The 17,580-nt window shown below is 74.0% G+C and carries 18 protein-coding genes; 8 read left to right on the forward strand and 10 right to left on the reverse strand.

Annotation, left to right across the window (positions count from 1 at the left end; genetic code table 11):
• The first annotated feature begins 41 nt into the window (after positions 1-41).
• Positions 42-590, forward strand: a complete 549-nt coding sequence (locus tag KUM38_RS31150; protein WP_217134301.1) for a VanZ family protein — start codon at positions 42-44, stop codon at positions 588-590.
• A 27-nt stretch (positions 591-617) separates the two neighbouring features.
• Here KUM38_RS31150 and KUM38_RS31155 read toward each other — a convergent pair whose 3' ends face one another.
• Both KUM38_RS31155 and KUM38_RS31160 read right to left on the reverse strand, forming a co-directional pair.
• Positions 618-881: a hypothetical protein gene (locus KUM38_RS31155; protein ID WP_217134303.1), complete on the reverse strand. Its 264-nt coding sequence runs from the start codon at positions 879-881 to the stop codon at positions 618-620.
• 54 nt (positions 882-935) lie between these two features.
• Positions 936-1,745 (reverse strand): SDR family oxidoreductase, encoded by an 810-nt coding sequence (locus tag KUM38_RS31160; RefSeq protein WP_217134305.1) that lies wholly within the window; start codon positions 1,743-1,745, stop codon positions 936-938.
• Positions 1,746-2,066: 321 nt separating this feature from the next.
• Between KUM38_RS31160 and KUM38_RS31165 the strand changes: the two genes are divergently transcribed.
• From KUM38_RS31165 to KUM38_RS31180, 4 genes are all read left to right on the forward strand, one after another.
• Positions 2,067-2,723: an HAD family hydrolase gene (locus KUM38_RS31165; protein WP_217134306.1), complete on the forward strand. Its 657-nt coding sequence runs from the start codon at positions 2,067-2,069 to the stop codon at positions 2,721-2,723.
• Positions 2,724-2,753: 30 nt separating this feature from the next.
• Positions 2,754-3,968, forward strand: a complete 1,215-nt coding sequence (locus KUM38_RS31170) for an aromatic acid exporter family protein (RefSeq protein WP_217134308.1) — start codon at positions 2,754-2,756, stop codon at positions 3,966-3,968.
• A 395-nt stretch (positions 3,969-4,363) separates the two neighbouring features.
• On the forward strand, positions 4,364-5,395 hold the full coding sequence (locus KUM38_RS31175; protein WP_217134310.1) for an SDR family oxidoreductase: 1,032 nt from the start codon (positions 4,364-4,366) through the stop codon (positions 5,393-5,395).
• 78 nt (positions 5,396-5,473) lie between these two features.
• The gene (locus KUM38_RS31180; protein ID WP_217134312.1) at positions 5,474-5,740 is read left to right on the forward strand and encodes a hypothetical protein; all 267 of its coding nucleotides are present in this window, start codon (positions 5,474-5,476) and stop codon (positions 5,738-5,740) included.
• A 192-nt stretch (positions 5,741-5,932) separates the two neighbouring features.
• On the opposite strand, the gene KUM38_RS31185 is transcribed toward KUM38_RS31180, so the two are convergent.
• Positions 5,933-7,222 carry an ROK family transcriptional regulator gene (locus KUM38_RS31185; RefSeq protein ID WP_217134313.1) on the reverse strand — a complete coding sequence of 430 codons (1,290 nt, stop codon included), beginning with the start codon at positions 7,220-7,222 and terminating at the stop codon, positions 5,933-5,935.
• Between the two features lie 91 nt (positions 7,223-7,313).
• The gene (locus tag KUM38_RS31190; protein WP_217134314.1) at positions 7,314-8,294 is read right to left on the reverse strand and encodes a phosphotransferase family protein; all 981 of its coding nucleotides are present in this window, start codon (positions 8,292-8,294) and stop codon (positions 7,314-7,316) included.
• 160 nt (positions 8,295-8,454) lie between these two features.
• Between KUM38_RS31190 and KUM38_RS31195 the strand changes: the two genes are divergently transcribed.
• Positions 8,455-8,943 (forward strand): FBP domain-containing protein, encoded by a 489-nt coding sequence (locus KUM38_RS31195; protein ID WP_217134315.1) that lies wholly within the window; start codon positions 8,455-8,457, stop codon positions 8,941-8,943.
• Between the two features lie 80 nt (positions 8,944-9,023).
• Positions 9,024-10,259: an aromatic acid exporter family protein gene (locus tag KUM38_RS31200; RefSeq protein WP_217134316.1), complete on the forward strand. Its 1,236-nt coding sequence runs from the start codon at positions 9,024-9,026 to the stop codon at positions 10,257-10,259.
• A 41-nt stretch (positions 10,260-10,300) separates the two neighbouring features.
• Here KUM38_RS31200 and KUM38_RS31205 read toward each other — a convergent pair whose 3' ends face one another.
• Positions 10,301-11,029: a DUF2470 domain-containing protein gene (locus KUM38_RS31205; protein ID WP_217134317.1), complete on the reverse strand. Its 729-nt coding sequence runs from the start codon at positions 11,027-11,029 to the stop codon at positions 10,301-10,303.
• A gap of 88 nt (positions 11,030-11,117) precedes the next feature.
• Entirely contained in the window at positions 11,118-11,726 is a 609-nt protein-coding gene (locus tag KUM38_RS31210; RefSeq protein ID WP_217134318.1) for a TetR/AcrR family transcriptional regulator, read from the reverse strand.
• Between the two features lie 110 nt (positions 11,727-11,836).
• Between KUM38_RS31210 and KUM38_RS31215 the strand changes: the two genes are divergently transcribed.
• Positions 11,837-13,279, forward strand: coding sequence for a cytochrome P450 (locus KUM38_RS31215; RefSeq protein WP_217134320.1), 1,443 nt, complete (start codon positions 11,837-11,839; stop codon positions 13,277-13,279).
• A gap of 127 nt (positions 13,280-13,406) precedes the next feature.
• Here KUM38_RS31215 and sigJ read toward each other — a convergent pair whose 3' ends face one another.
• The 4 genes from sigJ to KUM38_RS31235 all read right to left on the reverse strand — a co-directional run bounded on the left by sigJ (position 13,407) and on the right by KUM38_RS31235 (position 17,520).
• On the reverse strand, positions 13,407-14,306 hold the full coding sequence (gene sigJ, locus KUM38_RS31220) for an RNA polymerase sigma factor SigJ (RefSeq protein ID WP_217134322.1): 900 nt from the start codon (positions 14,304-14,306) through the stop codon (positions 13,407-13,409).
• Positions 14,303-15,046: a PIG-L deacetylase family protein gene (locus tag KUM38_RS31225; protein WP_217134324.1), complete on the reverse strand. Its 744-nt coding sequence runs from the start codon at positions 15,044-15,046 to the stop codon at positions 14,303-14,305. The genes sigJ and KUM38_RS31225 overlap by 4 nt, the downstream gene beginning before the upstream one ends.
• A 44-nt stretch (positions 15,047-15,090) precedes the next feature.
• Complete coding sequence (locus KUM38_RS31230; RefSeq protein WP_217134327.1) at positions 15,091-16,392, reverse strand: alpha/beta fold hydrolase; 1,302 nt, start codon at positions 16,390-16,392, stop codon at positions 15,091-15,093.
• Between the two features lie 102 nt (positions 16,393-16,494).
• Complete coding sequence (locus KUM38_RS31235) at positions 16,495-17,520, reverse strand: LacI family DNA-binding transcriptional regulator (RefSeq protein WP_217134329.1); 1,026 nt, start codon at positions 17,518-17,520, stop codon at positions 16,495-16,497.
• Positions 17,521-17,580: the final 60 nt, after the last annotated feature.

Below are 17,580 nucleotides of genomic sequence, written 5' to 3' on the forward strand. Positions count from 1 at the left end.
ACCGGCGTATCACACAAGGAAGTTGACCACTGGAGGACCGAATGGCCCGCGCCGTCCCACGTCCGCGCTCCCTGCTCCACCGGCGTCCGCGACCGTCCGGGCGCGGCACCGCAAAGGACGGTCCGGGGCGGCGCCCGCTGCCGCTGCTCCCGCGGTTGCTGGCGATGCTGTGCGCCTTCGTGTTCATGGTCGCCTTCGCCGCGGTCCTGGCCCGGCTCACCCTGCACCCCTCCCCCGCCTCGGAGGCGCTGACCCACACCAATCTGCGTCCGGGCCGCTCGCTGCGGGCCTATCTGGACCAGCCCGCGCTGCGTGACGCCGTGCGTCAGATCGGCGGCAACATCCTGCTCGGCGTGCCCTTCGGCGTGCTCGCGCCGGTCGTCGCACCGCGCACGCGCGGGTTCCTGCGGGTGCTGGTGCTGACGGCCGTCGTGATGCTGCTGGTGGAGTTCGCGCAGGGCGCCCTGGTGACCGGACGCGCCTTCGACATCGACGACGTCATCCTGAACACCGGCGGGGCGCTGCTCGGATACCTGCTCGTGGGCCGCCGCCTGAGCCGCGCCGTGCACGCGCGCCGCCCGAAGCCCTGACTCCCTGAGGCGTCCCTCCTCCAGGGGTCAGGGCCGCTCGTGCGCGCGTGGGGCCCCGCGCAGGGTCCAGGTGAACTTGTCGCCGCCCACCCAGCGGACCACGTCCGGGTCGTCCAGGTCGTGGACCGTGATCCCGAACGCGGCGGCGGCGTGCAGCACGTCGGTGACGGTCTTCGCCTCGCCGACCACCTGTCCGTCGATCTCCACGATCCGGAACGGCGGAGTCCCGGGCTGTACCCCGAGCACCATGATCCGCGGATGCGACATGTACGGGCTCGCGCTTTCGGTCATGCATCGAGGGTAGAGCGCGAACGGTGCGAACGCGGCGTGCGGGCGCGCCCGCGTTCAGGGCCGCCGCCAGTCGTCGCCCGTCAGGTGCGACCCGGCCTGCGGACCCATCCGGAGCATTCCGCCGTCCACGCTCCAGGAGGCACCGGTGACGTAGGAGGCGTCGGGTCCGGCGAGGAAGGCGATGACCGCGGCGACCTCACGGGCGTCGCCGGGCCGTCCGAGAGGGACACCGGGGCGGCTCTCGGTGTGCGGGTCGGTGTCCTCCTGGCCGGTCATGGGCGTGGCGATCTCGCCGGGTGCGACCGCGTTGACGGTGATGCCGTGCTCGGCGAGCTCCAGCGCCATCACCTGGGTGAGCAGCCCGAGGCCGCCCTTGGCGGCGCAGTACGGCGCGGCGCCCACGCGGGGCTGGTGCTCGTGCACGGACGTCACGTTGACGATGCGGCCCCCGTCGCCCTGCCGGATCATGTGCCGCGCCGCCTTCTGCCCGCACAGGAACGGGCCGATCAGATCCACGTCGAGCACTTCGCGCACCTTCGACAGCTCCAGGTCCAGGAAGGGCGTCATCGTGCCCGTGCCGGCGTTGTTGACCAGCACGTCGACACGGCCCAGACGGTCGCACAGCTCGTCGACGGTGTCCGCGGCGGCGGGCAGCCGGGTGAGGTCCAGGTGCGCCACCTCGGCCCGCCGCCCGTGCGCCCGGCACTCCCGCGCCGTCTCCTCGGCGCCCTCGCGGTCGCCGTGCCAGGTGATGCCCACGTCCATGCCCGCGGCGGCCAGGCGTACGGCGGTGGCCCGGCCGATGCCGGAGTCCGCGCCGGTGATCACGGCGACCTTGCTGCTCGGGGTGGCGGGGACGGACATGCGGGCCTCCTGGTCGGCGACGGCGGGTGCGAGGCATCGCAGTACCCCGGCACGCGCGGGGCCAACCTCCGCGTCCGCCGTACGGCCGTACGCGCCCCGGGGAACCCCGGAGCGAGGACGGCCCACCGGACGGCGGCCGCGTGGCGCGACCCGCGCTCCGACGTCCTCGGGCACCGCGCCGGAGCACCGGGTGCCGTCTGGCCGGGTGGTCACCGCCCGGTCCGTGGACGAGCCGCCGGCGTGGCCCCGGAGCGGAAGGCGCCCTCCGGAGTGGCGGACGGCCGGGGTGGTACCCGTACCGCTCCCGAGGAAGGAGCGCGTATGGAACGGGCGGCCGTGTTCGACGTCGACGGCACTCTGGTCGACACCAACCACCTGCATGTGACGGCCTGGTGGGAGGCCTTCCGGCAGGCGGGCCACCGGGTGCCGATGCACGCCGTCCACCGGGCCGTGGGGCTGCCCTCCTCCGGTCTGGTCGCCCATCTGCTGGGCGAGGACCGGGACACCGGCCGCGACGACGAGCTGAGCGCGGCGCACAAGGCGCTGTACGGGCAGTACTTCGACCGGCTGCCCGCGCTGCCGGACGCCGGCCGGCTGCTGGAGCGGCTGCACCGGGACGGCTGGACGGTGGTGCTCGCCACCTCGGCGGGCGGTGCCGAGCTGAGCGCGCTGCGCCGGGCGATCGACGCGGACGAGGCGATCGGCGCGACGGCGAGCGCCGACGACGTGGCGGAGGGCAAGCCCGCGCCGGAGCCCGTCGAGCACGCCCTGGAGCTGGCCGGGGTGCCCGCGGAGCGGGCGGTGTTCGTCGGTGACACGGTGTGGGACATGCGGGCGGGCAGCCGTGCCGGTGTGCGCTGCGTGGGCGTGCTGTGCGGCGGCATTCCGCGCGCCGACCTGGAGGAGGCCGGCGCGGACGCGGTCTACGACGACCCGGCCCATCTGCTGGCGTCGCTGCCGGACAGTCCCCTGGCATGAGGTCCCCCGGGGCCGGGATACCCGCGGGGCATGACGTGCGTACGGGAAGAGAGCGGGCAGGGTGACGCCGTGGGGCGGACGGCTCCGGTGGCGCGGGTGCGGGACGCCGTGCGGTGGGACGTGCGGTCCGTCGGCCGGGCGGCGCGGGCCGCGTGGCGGGGGCCGGGACGGGAGCGGGATCTGCTCGTCCAGTCGCTGAAGGCCGCCGCGGCGGCGCTGCTGGCCTGGCTGCTGGCGCAGGTGTGGCTCGGCGACCCGATGGCCCTGATGGCGCCCTGGGTGGCACTGGTCCTGGTGCAGGCCACCGTCTACAGCTCGCTGGTGCAGGCGGCGCGGCAGTTCACGGCGATCTGCGTGGGAGCCCTCGTGGCATCGGGGGCGCAGGCGGTCACCGGCGACACCACGGGCGCCCTGGCACTGTCCGTGCCGGTGCTGATGCTGCTGTCGAACTGGCCGCGCTTCGGCGACCAGGGCGTCTACGCCGCCACCACGGCCGTCTTCACGATCGCCACGGGAACGGTGAGCGCGGTCGCCGTCGGGCACCGGCTGGGGCAGGCGGCGCTCGGCGCGGTCATCGGCATCGCCGTCAACGCGCTGGTCCTGCCGCCGATCCATCTGCGGGACGTACGGGAGAACCTGGCGGCGCTCGCCCGCGAGGCGGGTGACGTGCTGCACGCCGTCGCCGGGGATCTGCGCGGGGGCGAGTGGGACGCGCAGACCGCCGCGGGCCGGCTCGGTGCCGCGGCGCGGCTGCAGGACCGTCTGGAGGCGCTGCGCTCGGCCCGCGACTGGAGCAGGGAGAGCCTGCGGCTGACCTCGGGCGCCCTGCGCGCCCTGTACCGGGCGCCGACGGCGGCGCTGCCGCCGGAGGAGGAGGACGAGCGGTTCAGCCGCGTCACCGGACACGTCACGGCGCTGACCCGCACGCTCGCGGTGGCCGCCGACGAGGACCGTACGCCCGCCGCTCCGGACGCCGCGGTGCTGAGCTGCTACGCGGAACTGCTGGAGCTGATCGGCGACGCCTGCCACGCGGAGGCCGACCGGCTGCCGACCGGTGGCACGCGCGTGGACGCCCTCCTGGACGAGCGGACCGAGGCGGTGATGCGGGACCTGCACGGAAAACTCCAGGACGGGCTGCGCGAACAGGCCGGACGGGGCGCCGCGCGGACGGCCGTCCTGGGCACGCTGGTGCTCCAGGCCGAGAACCTCTGGGCCGAACTCGACGGCGGTGCCCGGGGCCGGTGACACACGTCACGCCCACAAACGGCCGGACGCGGAACACCCGGAGGTGGTTCTCCGTTGAACCGATCGTGGGTGCGGACGGGACAGTGTCCCCGGGCCTCATCATCCGCCCACAGGGACGATCGTTCGGCTGAAGCCCTGTGGAGCCTTTCGCCGAGAGGCGACCGCCGTCCGCGCCCACCACCGAGCCGCCCCGGCCGTGATTCCCCCGTCGCGGTCGGGGCTTCCCTTTTGCCCCGCTCCGGGCGTCGCTCGGCTTCGAGAGCGCTCCCCTTCGTGGTGTGCCGGACATGAGCGACGACAGCGGCGCACAGCTCGGCCCGCCGACGGGCGTGCACGCCTTCGGCTGAGGGGTACTCGGCCGGCCCGCGGAGCAGCCGGCCGAGAGGAGCGGGAAGGTGAGCAGCACAGCGGGCATGAGGGTCGTCGTCACGGGTGCCACCGGCAATGTCGGGACCAGCGTGGTGCGGGTCCTCTCGCAGGAACCGGAGGTCGGCTCCGTGCGGGGCCTGGCACGGCGGATCCCCGACCTGTCGCCCCCGAAGACCGAGTGGTCGGCGGTGGACCTGGCCTCGGACCGGCCCGGTCTCGTCGAGGAGTTCACCGGCGCGGACGCGGTGATCCATCTGGCGTGGGCGTTCCAGCCGACGCACGATCCGGCGACCACCTGGCGCACCAATGTGCTCGGCAGCATGCGGGTGTTCGACGCGGTGGCCGAGGCGGGGGTGCCGGCGCTGGTGCACGCCTCGTCGGTCGGGGCGTACTCACCGGGGCCGAAGGACCACGCGGTGGACGAGTCGTGGCCGACGCACGGCTGGCCGGACGCCGCGTACTGCCGGGAGAAGGCGTACCTGGAACGGGCCCTGGACACGTTCGAGCGTGATCACCCGGGGACGCGGGTGGTACGGATGCGGCCCGCGTTCCTCTTCAAGCGGGAGTCGGGGAGCGAGCAGCGCCGTATCTTCGGCGGCCGTTTCCTGCCGGGTCCCCTGGCACGGCCCGATCTGCTGCCCGCCCTCCCGGACGTTCCGGGACTGCGGGTGCAGGCGCTGCACACCGACGACGCGGCCCATGCCTACCGGCTGGCCGTGCTGTCCGCCGAGGCGCGGGGGGCCTTCAACCTCGCCGCGGAGCCGACGGTCGACGCGGAGCTGCTCGGGGAGATGCTCGGGACGCGCCGGGTGCGGCTGCCGCGCACCGCCGCCCGCTCGGCGGTCGCCGCCGCCTGGGGGCTGCGCCTGCTGCCCGCCTCGCCGCATCTGTTCGACGCGGTGCTGAGGCTGCCGCTGATGGACTGCACGCGTGCGCGCGTGGAGCTCGGCTGGCGGCCGGAGCACACGGCGACGCAGGTGGTGGAGGAGTTCCTGCTGGGCGTGCAGCAGGGCGCCGGGGAGGACACGGAACCGATGCGGGGCCGCAAGGTCGGCTGAGCACCGGGTCCCACCGGGTTTGACCGGTCCTCGCGGAGGTACCCGCGAGGGCTCGCGCACGAACGAGAGGAGAGCGCCGTGACCGACCACCGCCTCGAAGGGCCCGGTGAGAACGGCGCCGGTGTTCCCCGCGACCTGCCGGACCAGCAGGCCGGTCCCGGGGAGGACCCCTGGGAGGTCGCACCCGCCGCCGCGGAACGGGAGAGCGAGAAGAAGGCCGACGAGCAGCGGGAGCCCGAGCCCGACGTCCCGGACACGGACGAGGCCGGCACCGGCCGGCAGGGCGCCCCGCACTCGGCGTCCGGCAACCCGGAACAACCGGTGCCGGACGAGTCCTCGGCGTAGCCGGCTTGCGCGGACGGGCCCTGCGCGGCACCGGGTTCGCGGGGCCGTCGCGCCGGCTTTCCCACGCCCGGTCCCTCCCTCGCTCCCGGCTTCGCTCGAGCGGGGGTCCCGTGCGCGGGTGCGCGCCACCGCCCCGGTCCGGCTGTCGGACGCGGCCGGATTCCCTCCGCCCCGGTACGCCGGGCGATGCGCCTAGCGCGGGGTGCGCTCCTGAAGGGCCGTGTGCCAGGCGGGGGGCGGGGACTGCGGGTCCGGGTCGGGGCGGCGGCCGCCGCGGGCGAAGAAGTCGGCGAGCGGCAGGATCGCGGCGCCGACGGTGACCGCGTCGGGGCCGAGCCGGCCCAGTTCGATCGTCACCTTCTCGGCCGGGTGGCGCAGCGCGTACGACAGGGCGTGCCGGTGCACGGACGGCAGGAAGCGGGAGCCGAGCTGGAGGCCGGCCCAGCCGCCCATGAGGATGCGCTCGGGCTGGAAGAGGTTGATCAGGTCGGACAGGCCCGCGCCCAGGTACTCGGCGGTCTCCTCCAGCACGGCGAGCGCCACGGGGTCGGGGGCGCCGTCGTCGGCCGGGTAGGCGGCGGCGAGCATCGCCGTCAGCGCCGTCTCCTCGTCCGTGCCCTCGGGCACCCGGCCGCCCTCCTCCCGCCACCGGGCGAGCAGCGACTCGGCGCCCGCGTACGCCTCCAGGCAGCCGAGCGCGCCGCAGCGGCAGCGGCGTCCCCTGACCCGTACGGTCAGGTGCCCCCATTCGACCGCCCGGCCGTGTTCCACCTCGGGCGTGACCAGGCAAGCGCCGACGCCGGAGCCGAAGAGGACGACGAGGGCGTTGCGGGCGCCGCGTCCGGCGCCGAACCACATCTCGGCCTGGCCGAGGGTCTTGGCGCCGTTGTCGATGAAGTACGGCACCGTCTCGGGCAGCGGGGACCCGGCGCGGAGCAGGGACTCCAAGGGGACGGCGTCCCAGCCGATGGTCTGGCCGTGCACGACGGCGCCCCGGTCGGGGGTGTGCTCGACGATGCCGGGGACGCCGATGCCGACGCCGAGCAGCCGCTCGGGGGCGAGGCCGGCGCCGGCGAGCACCTCGGCGATGCCGGAGCGGATGTGGTCGACGATGACCTCGACCTCGTAGCGCTGCTGCTCCAGCGGGCGCTGCGCGCGGGCGAGTTCGGTGAGGGTCAGGTCGAACAGTTCGACGCGGACCCGGGTCTCGCCCACGTCGACGCCGATCATGTGGCCGCTGACCGGTGCCACCCGCAGCAGGGTGCGCGGACGGCCGCCGTCGGAGTCGACGCTGCCGGCCTCCTCCACGAGGCCGTCGGCGACCAGGTCCGCGACGACGTTGCTCACGGATCCGGAGCTGAGCCCGGTCGCGGGGCCGAGCTCGAAGCGGCTCAGCGGGCCGTCGAAGTACAGCCGCTGCAGCACGGCCGTGCGGTTGGCCCGCCTGAGGTCGCGCACCGTGCGCCCGTTCCGCCCCGCCATGTGGCTCCTTCCGAGACCCTGCCCGACCTGCAACATACCGCCGGGACACGACTCGGCGCGACTTCCTCTCCCCCTTATTTCATGATGTGAACTAACAGAGGCCGCCGACTTCCTCCAGTGCTGCCTCCAGGTGCGGGGCGACGGTGGCCCGAACCCGTCGTTCCTGCTCGTCCCCGACCGCCCGCGGGATCGTCTCGGTGAGCATGATCAGGTAGAGGTAGGCGCGGTAGAGGGCGAGGCGGGCACGGGCCGCCGCGTCGAAGACGGCCCGGCCGCCGGCCTCCCCGTACCCGGCGAGGAACGCCCGGTCCGTCCTGATGTCGCCGAGCAGGGCGAGGGAGACGAAATCGGCGAGCGGGTCGCCCCAGAACATGCGCTCCCCGTCGATGAGCCCACCGATCCGCGCCTCCCCCGCCGGCGTGCGCTCCACCAGGATGTTGCCCGGCCACAGGTCGAAATGGACGAGGGCCGGCACCGTGACCTCGTCGAGCGCCCCGGCGGCGGTACGGATCACGGCGGCCACCTCGTCGACGGGGCGCGGCAGCCGGGCGCCGTAGTCGCGGGCGTCGGCGAGCACGGCGTCGGTCATCGCGGTGAACGCGGTCCGCCAGTCGGGGGCGAGCGGGCCGAGGGCGCCGGACGGGTAGCCGAATCCCGGTCCGGTCACCCGGTGCAGCCGGGCCACCTGACGGCCGAGCTCCGTGCGCAGCCCCTCCCGCTCCCCGTCGGCCGGCTCCGCCTGCGTCCAGGGCTCGCCCGGGCAGGCGGTCATCAGCAGATACGGTACGGAGGTGTCGCCTCCGACGGACACGGCGCGCGGGGCGGGGACACCGGCCTCGGCGGCCCCGGCGCAGAAGTCCGCCTCGGAGACGAGCAGGCGCCGCTCGTGCCGGAGGCCGGGGGTGGCGGGCGCGGGCGGGACCTTGAGCACGTAGCGGCCGCCGTCGGTGAGGAGGAGCTCCTCGACGGTGTTGTAGGTGCCCCCGCTCAGCGGGCGCACCCCGGCGAGCGCGTCGGGCGGCAGTCCCGCCCCCGCGAGCACCCGGCGGGCCCGCTCCCAGGAATCCCCCATCGTCCACACCCTCCCCCTCGGCGACTGCGGTACAGCGTACGGAACCCAGGCAAGCACGGCCCCCGGAAAAATCGCTGGCTCCCCCCGACGCCGGATATCTACCCTGACCCAGAAACCTAGACCCCCTAGGTTTCGAAAGAGCACGCCAGGAGACGACCCCATGAGAGCACTCACCGAGCAGGACATCCGCGGTTCGTTCATCAACTGCTCGAAGGGTGAGGCCAAGCGGCTGGCCGTACCGCGCGACCTGGGCGAGCGTCCCTGGGACGACCTCGACTTCCTGGGCTGGCGCGATCCCGGCGCGCCCGACCGCAGCTATCTCGTCACCGAGCGGGAGGACCGTCTCGTCGGGGTGGCCATGCGCTTCCAGCCCGCTCAGCGCGGCTTTCTGCACCGCAGCATGTGCTCCCTGTGCCTGACGACCCATCCGCGCGGCGGTGTCGCCCTGATGACCGCGCGCAAGGCGGGCCCGGCCGGCCGGGAGGGCAACTCGGTCGGCGCCTACATGTGCACCGACCTCGCCTGCTCCCTCTATCTGCGCGGCAGGAAGGTCCCGGAGACCGGTGCCCGCTTCGAGGAGAGCCTCACCCTGGAGCAGCAGATCGCCCGCACCCGGGGCAACCTGTTCGCCTTCCTCGACAAGCTGTAGGCCCGGCCGCCTGTCCCCCGGGGGACTGCCGTCGCAGGTGAACACGTTCGTTGCGTCCGGGGAAGGGGAACCGTCCGAGGATGCAAGTGGTACGTGAGATGACAGCGCCGGCCCTCGAGTTCGTGAAGCGGCACCGGGACCCGGTGACCGTGCAGATGGTGAGGTCGGCCGCCGCGGCGACGGTCGCCTACGTCATCGCGCTGCGGCTGAGTCCGGAGGCCGCACCGCTCACCGCGCCGCTGACCGCGCTGCTCGTCGTCCAGGTCACCCTGTACTCCACGCTCACCACCGGGATGCGCCGGGTGAACTCCGTGGTGACCGGCGTCGTCGTGGCGATCCTCTTCAGCCTCCTGGTGGGTCTGACCTGGTGGAGTCTGGGCCTGCTCATCCTGGCGTCGCTGATCGTCGGCCATCTGGTGCGGGTGGACGAGTTCGTGCCCGAGGTGGCGATCAGCGCGATGCTGGTGCTCGGGGTGACCACGCACGGGGACACCGCCTGGGCCCGGATCGTGGAGACGCTGATCGGAGCGCTCGTCGGGATGGGGTTCAACCTCCTGCTCGCCCCGCCCGTGTGGGTGGAGGAGGCCGGCGAGTCGATCGAGGAGCTGGCGCGCCGGGTGCGGCAGCTGATGCTGCGGATCGGCGAGGAGGCGGCGGGCCGTACGCCCCCGCACCGCGCGGCGGCCCGGCTGCACGAGGCCCGCCGCCTGGACCACGACATCACCGAGGTCGACGCGGACCTCCGGCAGGCGGAGGACAGCCTGCGGCTCAATCCGCGGGTGCGCGAGGGCCTGCTGCACCGGGTGGTGCTGCGCACCGGCCTCGACACGCTGGAGATCTGCACGGTGGTGCTGCGGGTGCTGGCGCGCACGCTGACCGACCTGGCCAAGGAGCGCGACCCGGAGCCGCTGTTCGATCCGGAGACGGGCGCCGCCTTCGAGGAGCTGCTGTCCGAGATCGCGGACGCCGTGGTCAGCTTCGCGGTGCTGGTGACCACGAGCGTGAGCGCGAACGCCGAGTCGGCGGAGGAACGGCTCGCCTCCCAGCTGCGGCAGGCGGCCGCCACCCGCGACAAGCTGGCCCGGCTGCTCTTCGAGCAGGCCCGGCGCGACGCGCGCCAGTGGCAGTTGCTCGGCGCCGTGCTGACCGAGGTCAACCGCATCCTCGACGAGATGGACACCGAGCACCGCACGCGCCGGCTGTTCGAGGAACTGGACCGGCACTCACAGGCGCAGCGCGAGCGGCTGCCGCGGCTCACCCGGATGCGGGAGCGGCTGGGCCAAAAGCGCCGTGGCGCCTCCCACCGCTCCAAGTGACGCGCTCGGCCGGAGACGCCCGTACGACCGGGTCCTCCGCGTCACCCGTCGCCGTCCGTGCGCTGCCGCTGCAGCGCACGGGGGCAGGAGGCGGCGCTCGCCTGGGCGAGCAGCACGTGCATGCGCTCGGTGAGCTGGGAGACGTCGTCGGCGGGCGCGTGGAACGGCAGGCGTACGTCACCGTCCGCGCGGAGGCGTTCGATGCGCAGGGTCAGTCCGTGCCGGTCGACGGCGAGCGGCTGGACGCGGACCGCGCCGTGCAGGCTGCCGTGGTCGACCAGCCGGGTCAGCCGCTCGACGGCGTCGGCGTGGCAGTCGGCGAGGTGGGTCAGCAGCCGGGCCTCGGCGGTGGCGAGCCGGTCGGGCTCGGCGGCGGCGAACTCCTCGACGTCGACGACCAGGGCGCCGGACGGCTGCCGCAGCACCACGCGCGTGGGCTGGAGGACGAGGTGCCCGTCCCGCACGGCGAACCAGCCGGCCAGCCACAGCCGGGCGCGGATCCGGTTGCGCACGGGGACGGGTGCCACGTCGGCGAACTCCAGCACGGCGGACGGCTCGCCGCGGGGCGCGCAGATCGCGGCGGCGAGCAGGGCGCTGTCCTCGGGCACGTGCAGCAGCACCCGGCCGTCGTCGGTCACGCCGTGCGCGCCGACGAGCTCCTCCCGGGTGCCCTCCGCGGTCACCGTGCAGGACCACGCGGCGGCGAGCACCGAGCGGGCCCGTTCCGCCGCACCGGGCGCGGCCGTCCAGCCGTGCGTGTCGTCAGCCATCCCCGAACCTCCTCTTAGGTAAGCCTTGCCTAACCTATCGAAGATCGGAGTGCGCGCCAACCTGATGGCGTGATCTTCACGAGACCTTTCAGGGCACGAGGACGCCCAGCAGGGCGCGTGCGCACAGGTCCCGCACCTGCTCACGGTCCGGCTCCGAGTCGCGCAGCCACTCCAGGCAGACCGCCGTGGTGAAGGCCAGCCAGCCGCGCACGGCGAGCCGGACGTCCGGCCGCACCTCGAAGCCGGGGCCGAACTCGGGGTCCCGGGCGAGCGCGGCCAGGATCTGCCGTTCCTGCGCGGCCAGGGCCCGCCGGTAGACCCGGCGCACCGCCTGGTCCCCCGCCGCGTCGGCGCGGTGGAAGGCGCGGTAGCCGTGCGCATGGGCCTCGACGTACTCCAGATACGCGTCGAGACCCGCCGTGAGCTGCTCGCGCACCGGGAGACCGGGAACCGCCGCCGTCATGCGGAGCATCCGCTCGCTCTCCCGCTCCACCACCGCCGCGAAGAAGTCCCGCTTGGTCGGGAAGTAGTGGTAGAGCAGCCCTCGCGACACCCCGGCGATCTCGGCGACCCGCTCGATCCACACGTCGTCGTAGGGGCTCTCCGAGAACAGCCGCGCGCCGACCGACAGAAGCTGCTCCCGGCGCTCCGCGGTGCTGAGCCGACGGCGCGTGCGCCCGCCCTGGTTCACGGCCATTCCCGCACTTTACTTGACGCCGGTTCAGCGACCGGACCAGACTGAGGCCGCCTTATTGAACTCGCGTACAACACGTCGCACGTGCGCACCGGGTCGAAGGAGAGCGCGTCATGGCGGAGACGACGACACGGGCCGTACCGCCGAAGGGGTTCCGCAGCGCGGAGCACGGCTGGCCGGAACTGCACCGCATCCCCCACCCGCCGTACCGCCTGCCGCTGCTCGGCGACGTCGTCGGAGCGAGCAGGCGCACGCCCGTGCAGGACTCGCTGAAGTACGCCCGCCGGCTGGGGCCGGTCTTCCGGCGGAACGCCTTCGGCAAGGAGTTCGTGTTCACCTGGGGCGCGGGACTGGTGGCGGATCTGGCCGACGAGTCGCGGTTCGCCAAGCACGTCGGGCTGGGCGTCGCCAATCTGCGGCCGGTCGCGGGCGACGGGCTGTTCACCGCGTACAACCACGAGCCCAACTGGCAGCTGGCGCACGACGTGCTGGCCCCCGGGTTCAGCCGGGAGGCCATGGCCGGTTACCACCCGATGATGCTGGCCGTGGCGGAGCGGCTGACGGAGCACTGGGACCGCGCGGCGGCCGGGGGCCGGCCGGTGGACGTGCCCGGGGACATGACCAAGCTGACGCTGGAGACGATCGCGCGGACCGGGTTCGGGCACGACTTCGGGTCCTTCGAACGGTCCCGTCCGCACCCGTTCGTCACGGCGATGGTCGGGACGCTCACCTACGCCCAGCGGCTGAACAGCGTTCCCGCGCCGCTGAGCCCGCTGCTGCTGCGCCGGGCGGGCCGACGGAACGCGGCCGACATCGCGCGTCTCCACCGCATCGTCGACGAGGTGGTCCGGAGCCGGCGGGCCGGGGGCGGCGGGGGCGGGGACCTGTTGGACCGGATGCTGGAGACCGCGCACCCGGAGACCGGGGAGCGGCTGTCGGCGGAGAACGTCCGCCGGCAGGTGATCACCTTCCTGGTCGCCGGTCACGAGACCACGTCGGGGGCGCTGTCGTTCGCGCTGCACTACCTGTCCCGTGAGCCCGAGGTCGCGGCGCGCGCCCGCGCCGAGGTGGACCGCGTCTGGGGCGACGCGGCGGCGCCCGGCTACGAGCAGGTCGCCAAACTGCGCTACGTGCGCCGGGTGCTCGACGAGTCGCTGCGGCTGTGGCCGACCGCGCCGGCCTTCGCCCGGGAGGCGACGCGGGACACGGTGCTGGGCGGGGAGCATCCGATGCGGCGGGGCGCCTGGACGCTGGTGCTGACGCCGATGCTGCACCGGGATCCCGAGGTGTGGGGGGAGGACGCGGAGCGGTTCGATCCGGAGCGGTTCGACGCGGGGGCGGTGCGGGGACGTCCGCCGCACGTGTTCAAGCCGTTCGGGACGGGGGCGCGGGCTTGTATCGGGCGGCAGTTCGCGCTGCACGAGGCGGTGCTGGTGCTGGGGTTGCTGCTGCGCCGGTATGAGCTGCGGGCCGACCCCGCTTATCGGTTGCGGGTGACCGAGCGGCTCACGCTGATGCCGGAGGCGTTGCGGCTGTGGCCGGAACGCCGGGGCTGAAGGCGGGGTTTCAGCTTGGGCGCGTTGGTGCGGGGCGGGGGCGGGTCGCGCGGCCCGGCGCTTGCGGGGTGCCGTCGCGCCCACCCGTGCCGCCCCAGCGGCACGACTGCCCGCGGTTTCGGGGGGGTCAGTTCTTCGGGAGCTCCAGGTGTTCCAGGCGGTCCGGGTCGGCCAGGATGTACATGCCGGTGATCCGGTGGTCGGTGATGGTGACGGACATGATCGACTGGATGCGGCCGTCCACCACGCTGAGCAGGCCCAACGCGTCGTTGACCAGGACCATCCGTGCCGCCGCGGTGTAGCGGGCGAACAGCATCGCCGATTCGGCCACCGTCTTCGCGCCCTGGAGGATCTTGGATCCGGCCACGCCGCGGACCAGTGCGCCCGCGTCCGCCCGCAGCACCACGTCCGGGTGGAGGACGGCGACCAGCGCCTCGAAGTCGCCGCCGCGCGCGGCGGCCATGAACGCCTCGAGGACCTGCCGCTGCCGGCCGAGGTCGGGGTCGGAGGAGGGGGTCGCGTCCCGTACCCGACGCCGGGCCCGGCTGGCGAGCTGCCGGGTCGCGGCCGAGCTGCGCTCCACCACCGGGGCGATGTCGTCGAACGGCACGGCGAACATGTCGTGCAGGACGAACGCCAGCCGCTCGTCGGGCTCCAGCGTCTCCAGGACCACCAGCATCGCCACGCCCACCGAGTCGGCGTGCAGCGCCTCCTGTTCCGGGTCCACCTGGGAGAGGGGTCTGATCACCGGGTCCGGGACGAACGTCTCGTCCATCGGCTGCTCGCGGCGCGCGGTGCGCGAGCGCAGCAGGTCCAGGCAGATCCGGCCGGTCACGGTGGTCAGCCAGCCGCCGAGGTTGCCGATGTCGCCGGTGTCGGTACGGCCCAGCCTCAGCCAGGCCTCCTGGACGGCGTCCTCCGCCTCGGTCAGCGAGCCGAGCATGCGGTAGGCGACCGCCTTGAGGTGTCCGCGGTGCTCCTCGAAGCGCTCCGCCAGCAGTTCCTTGTCGTGGTCCACGGGGCTCACCGGGAGAACACCTCGAAGGTGACCGCGGGCCGGTTCCCGAACCGCTTCCCCGCCTCCTCGGCGAAACCGGTCAGCAGGCCGCGGGCGTACGCCTCCGGGTCCTCGTCGGTCAACGCCTCGATGTAGGTCCGGTGTTCGAGCAGCGACGCGATCGCCCGCTCCAGCCCGTCCGTCGCGTCCACCGCGTGCGTGGGGCTGTCGGAACCGGCGACCGCCACCCAGCGGACCCCGTCCCAGGGTTCGAGGCCCCGCTCGGTCAGCTCCGGGAAGATCCACCGGTTGCCGGCGTCACCGGCCGCGTCGAGCACGGCCCGCCCGACGGCCACGTGGTCCGGGGTGTTCCAGTAGGTGCCGCCCCAGGTGTCCCGGTGGTTCAGGGTGATCACCAGCTCGGGCCGGTACCGGCGGATCGCGGCGGCGATGTCCCGGCGCAGCGCGGGGCCGTACTCGACGACCCCGTCCGCGTGGTCGAGGAAGCCGACCTCCGACACCCCGACCACGGCCGCGCTCGCCCGCTGCTCCCGCTCCCTGAGCGGGCCGCACTTCGCCGGCTCCAGGGTGTCGATGCCCGCCTCGCCGCGGGTCGCCAGCACGTAGGAGACCTCACGGCCGGCGTCGGTCCAGGACGCGATCGCCGCCGCGCAGCCGTACTCGAGGTCGTCCGGGTGGGCCACCACGGCCAGGGCGCGCTGCCAGTCGTCGGGCATGGGCGGGAGTTGACTGATCGTCGGCTCGGTCATGCCCGCAGACTAACCCGCCGCACCGACGTCCCACCGGGCCCCGCTCACACCTCGTCGCGCGCCAGGGCGAGCAGCCGGTCCAGGACGCGGGGACCGCCGGCCCGGACGCCGTCGTGCTCGAACTCGTCGGTGACCCAGGTGCGCAGGCCGCGGATGGCGCGGGCCGTCTCCAGGGAGTGGGCGGTGTCGACGTACATGTCGTCGTGGTAGACGGCCGCCGCGACCGGGACCTCGTTGACGGCGAGGCGCGCCGGGTCGTACAGGGGCGTCCAGTCGGTGCGCGCGGCGAGCAGTTCGGCGGTCTCGCGCAGCGGGCGCAGCGCGGGGTCGCAGTCGAACATCCACGGGTGGATGGTCTCGCCGGTGAACAGCAGCGGTTCGTCGCCGGCGAGCGTCTTGGCCGCGTCGAACCGCGGGAACTCGGCCCGCACGCGCTCGGCGGACCAGGCGGTGGGCCGGGCGTCCTGGCCGTAGATCGCCTCGTGGACGAGTGCGTACAGCGGGTGTCCGGCGTACGACAGCAGGCCCTGCGCCTGCTCCTGGAAGGCGTCGGAGAGTGCGGGGCCGCCCGGGGTGCGGACGAAGACGTCCTCCAGGAGGTGGTGCAGCCGGTGGCTGCCCTCGCCGCTGCCGAGCATCCGGCCGAGGGACTGGAACGCCTCGACGGTGAACCGGTAGCCGTTCGGGAGGACGACCTCGTGGGTCAGGAGGTGGTCGGCGATGCGGCGGGCGCGTTCGACGTCCTGCGGGTAGCGGGCGTAGTGCGCGGCGACCTTGCGCTCGACGCGCGGGTAGGCGGCCCGGTAGACGTCGTCGGCGTGGGCGTCGAGGGAGGGCAGGCCGCCGGTGATCAGGGCGGTGTCCAGGCCCTCGGGGGCGGTGGAGAGGTAGGCGACGGTGCAGAAGCCGCCGAAGCTCTGGCCGAGCACGGTCCAGGGGGCGCCGCCGGTCACCTCGGGGCGGATGGCCTCGCAGTCCCGCACGATCGAGTCGGCGCGGAAGAGGGTGAGGTGGTCGGCCTGTGCGGCGGGGCCGCCGCGCAGCGGGAGCGTCTGCCGGTTGGCGGGGGTGGAGTGCCCGGTGCCGCGCTGGTCGAGGAGGAGTACGCGGTAATCCTCCAGGGCCCGGCCGAGCCAGGCCTCCTTCCCGACGAAACGGTTCGCCCCGAAGCCGGGGCCGCCCTGGAGGTAGAGCAGCCAGGGCAGGTCCTGGCCGGCCTTGTCACTGGCGACGACCTCACGCGCGTACAGCTCGATCGTCTCCCCCGAGGGGTCGTCGTGATCGAGGGGCACGGTGAACCGGCGGTCGGTGAGGACCACTCCGGGCTGGCGGTAGCTGACGGACAACGGAGGCTCCCGGGACGAACGGATTGTCGGACCGTGACCCAGTTCAGCACATGTTCGTCCGGCCAACGAGCCCGGGATCATGGAATTCTTACTGAACACCCGTCAGCGGGCCGCCAGGCTGGAGCGCCGGACCACCAGTTCCGGGCGGAGGACGACCCGGCGGTGCTCGTGCGGCTTGGCGGTGCTCCCGCTCTCGGTCTCCTCCAGCAGCAGCTCGGCCGCCAGGGCTCCCATGGTGACCGCCGGCTGCCGCACCGAGGTCAGCGGTACGGCCGCCGCGGCGGCGAACTCGATGTCGTCGTAGCCGACGATCGCGAGGTCGTCGGGGACGCCGACGCCGGCCGCGTACATCGCCTGGAGCACACCGAGGGCGAGCAGGTCGTTGGCGCAGAAGACGGCGGTGGGCCGGTCGGCGAGTCCGAGGAGGCGGGCGCCCGCGTCGCGTCCGGCGGCGACGTCGAGCCGCTCGGTGGGCAGTTCGCGCAGGCAGTCGGGGCCCAGTCCGGCCTCGGCGAGGGCGTTCAGGGCGCCGGTGCGGCGGTCCCGGACCTGGTTCAGTCCGGGCGGGCCGCAGACGTACGCGATGGAACGGTGCCCGGCGTCGACGAGGTGCCGCACGGCCAGCGCGCCGCCCGCCACGTCGTCCACGGAGACCGAGCACTCGGTGGTGCCCTCGGCGACCCGGTCGACCAGCACGAAGGGGATGCCGTGCCGGCGGAACGCCTCGATGTTGCGGCCGGTGGCGTCCGCCGGGGTGAGCAGCACGCCCCGCACCCGCTGTTCGGCGAAGAGGGAGAGGTACTCGGCCTCCTCGCCCGAGTTCTGGGCGCTGTTGCAGACCATCACGCCGAGCCCGGCCTCGCGCGCGGCGCGTTCGGCGCCGCGCGCGACGTCGACGAAGAACGGGTTGCCCATGTCGAGGACGAGCAGGCCCATGATGCGGCTGCGGCCGGCGCGCAGCTGACGGGCGGACTCGCTGCGCACGTAGCCGAGCCGGTCTATGGCGGACAGCACCCGTGCCCGGGTCTCGGCGGCGACCGTGTCCGGGCGATTGATCACGTTGGAGACCGTGCCGACGGACACTCCGGCGACGCGGGCGACGTCCTTGATACCCACCGACTGGGCCATCGGGCAGGGACCTCCAGAAAGAGCGGGGGCGACGCGGCGGGCCATCACACTACCGGCAGC

Origin of the sequence: Streptomyces sp. AC558_RSS880 (genome assembly GCF_019049255.1) — a bacterium.
Taxonomy (GTDB): domain Bacteria; phylum Actinomycetota; class Actinomycetes; order Streptomycetales; family Streptomycetaceae; genus Streptomyces.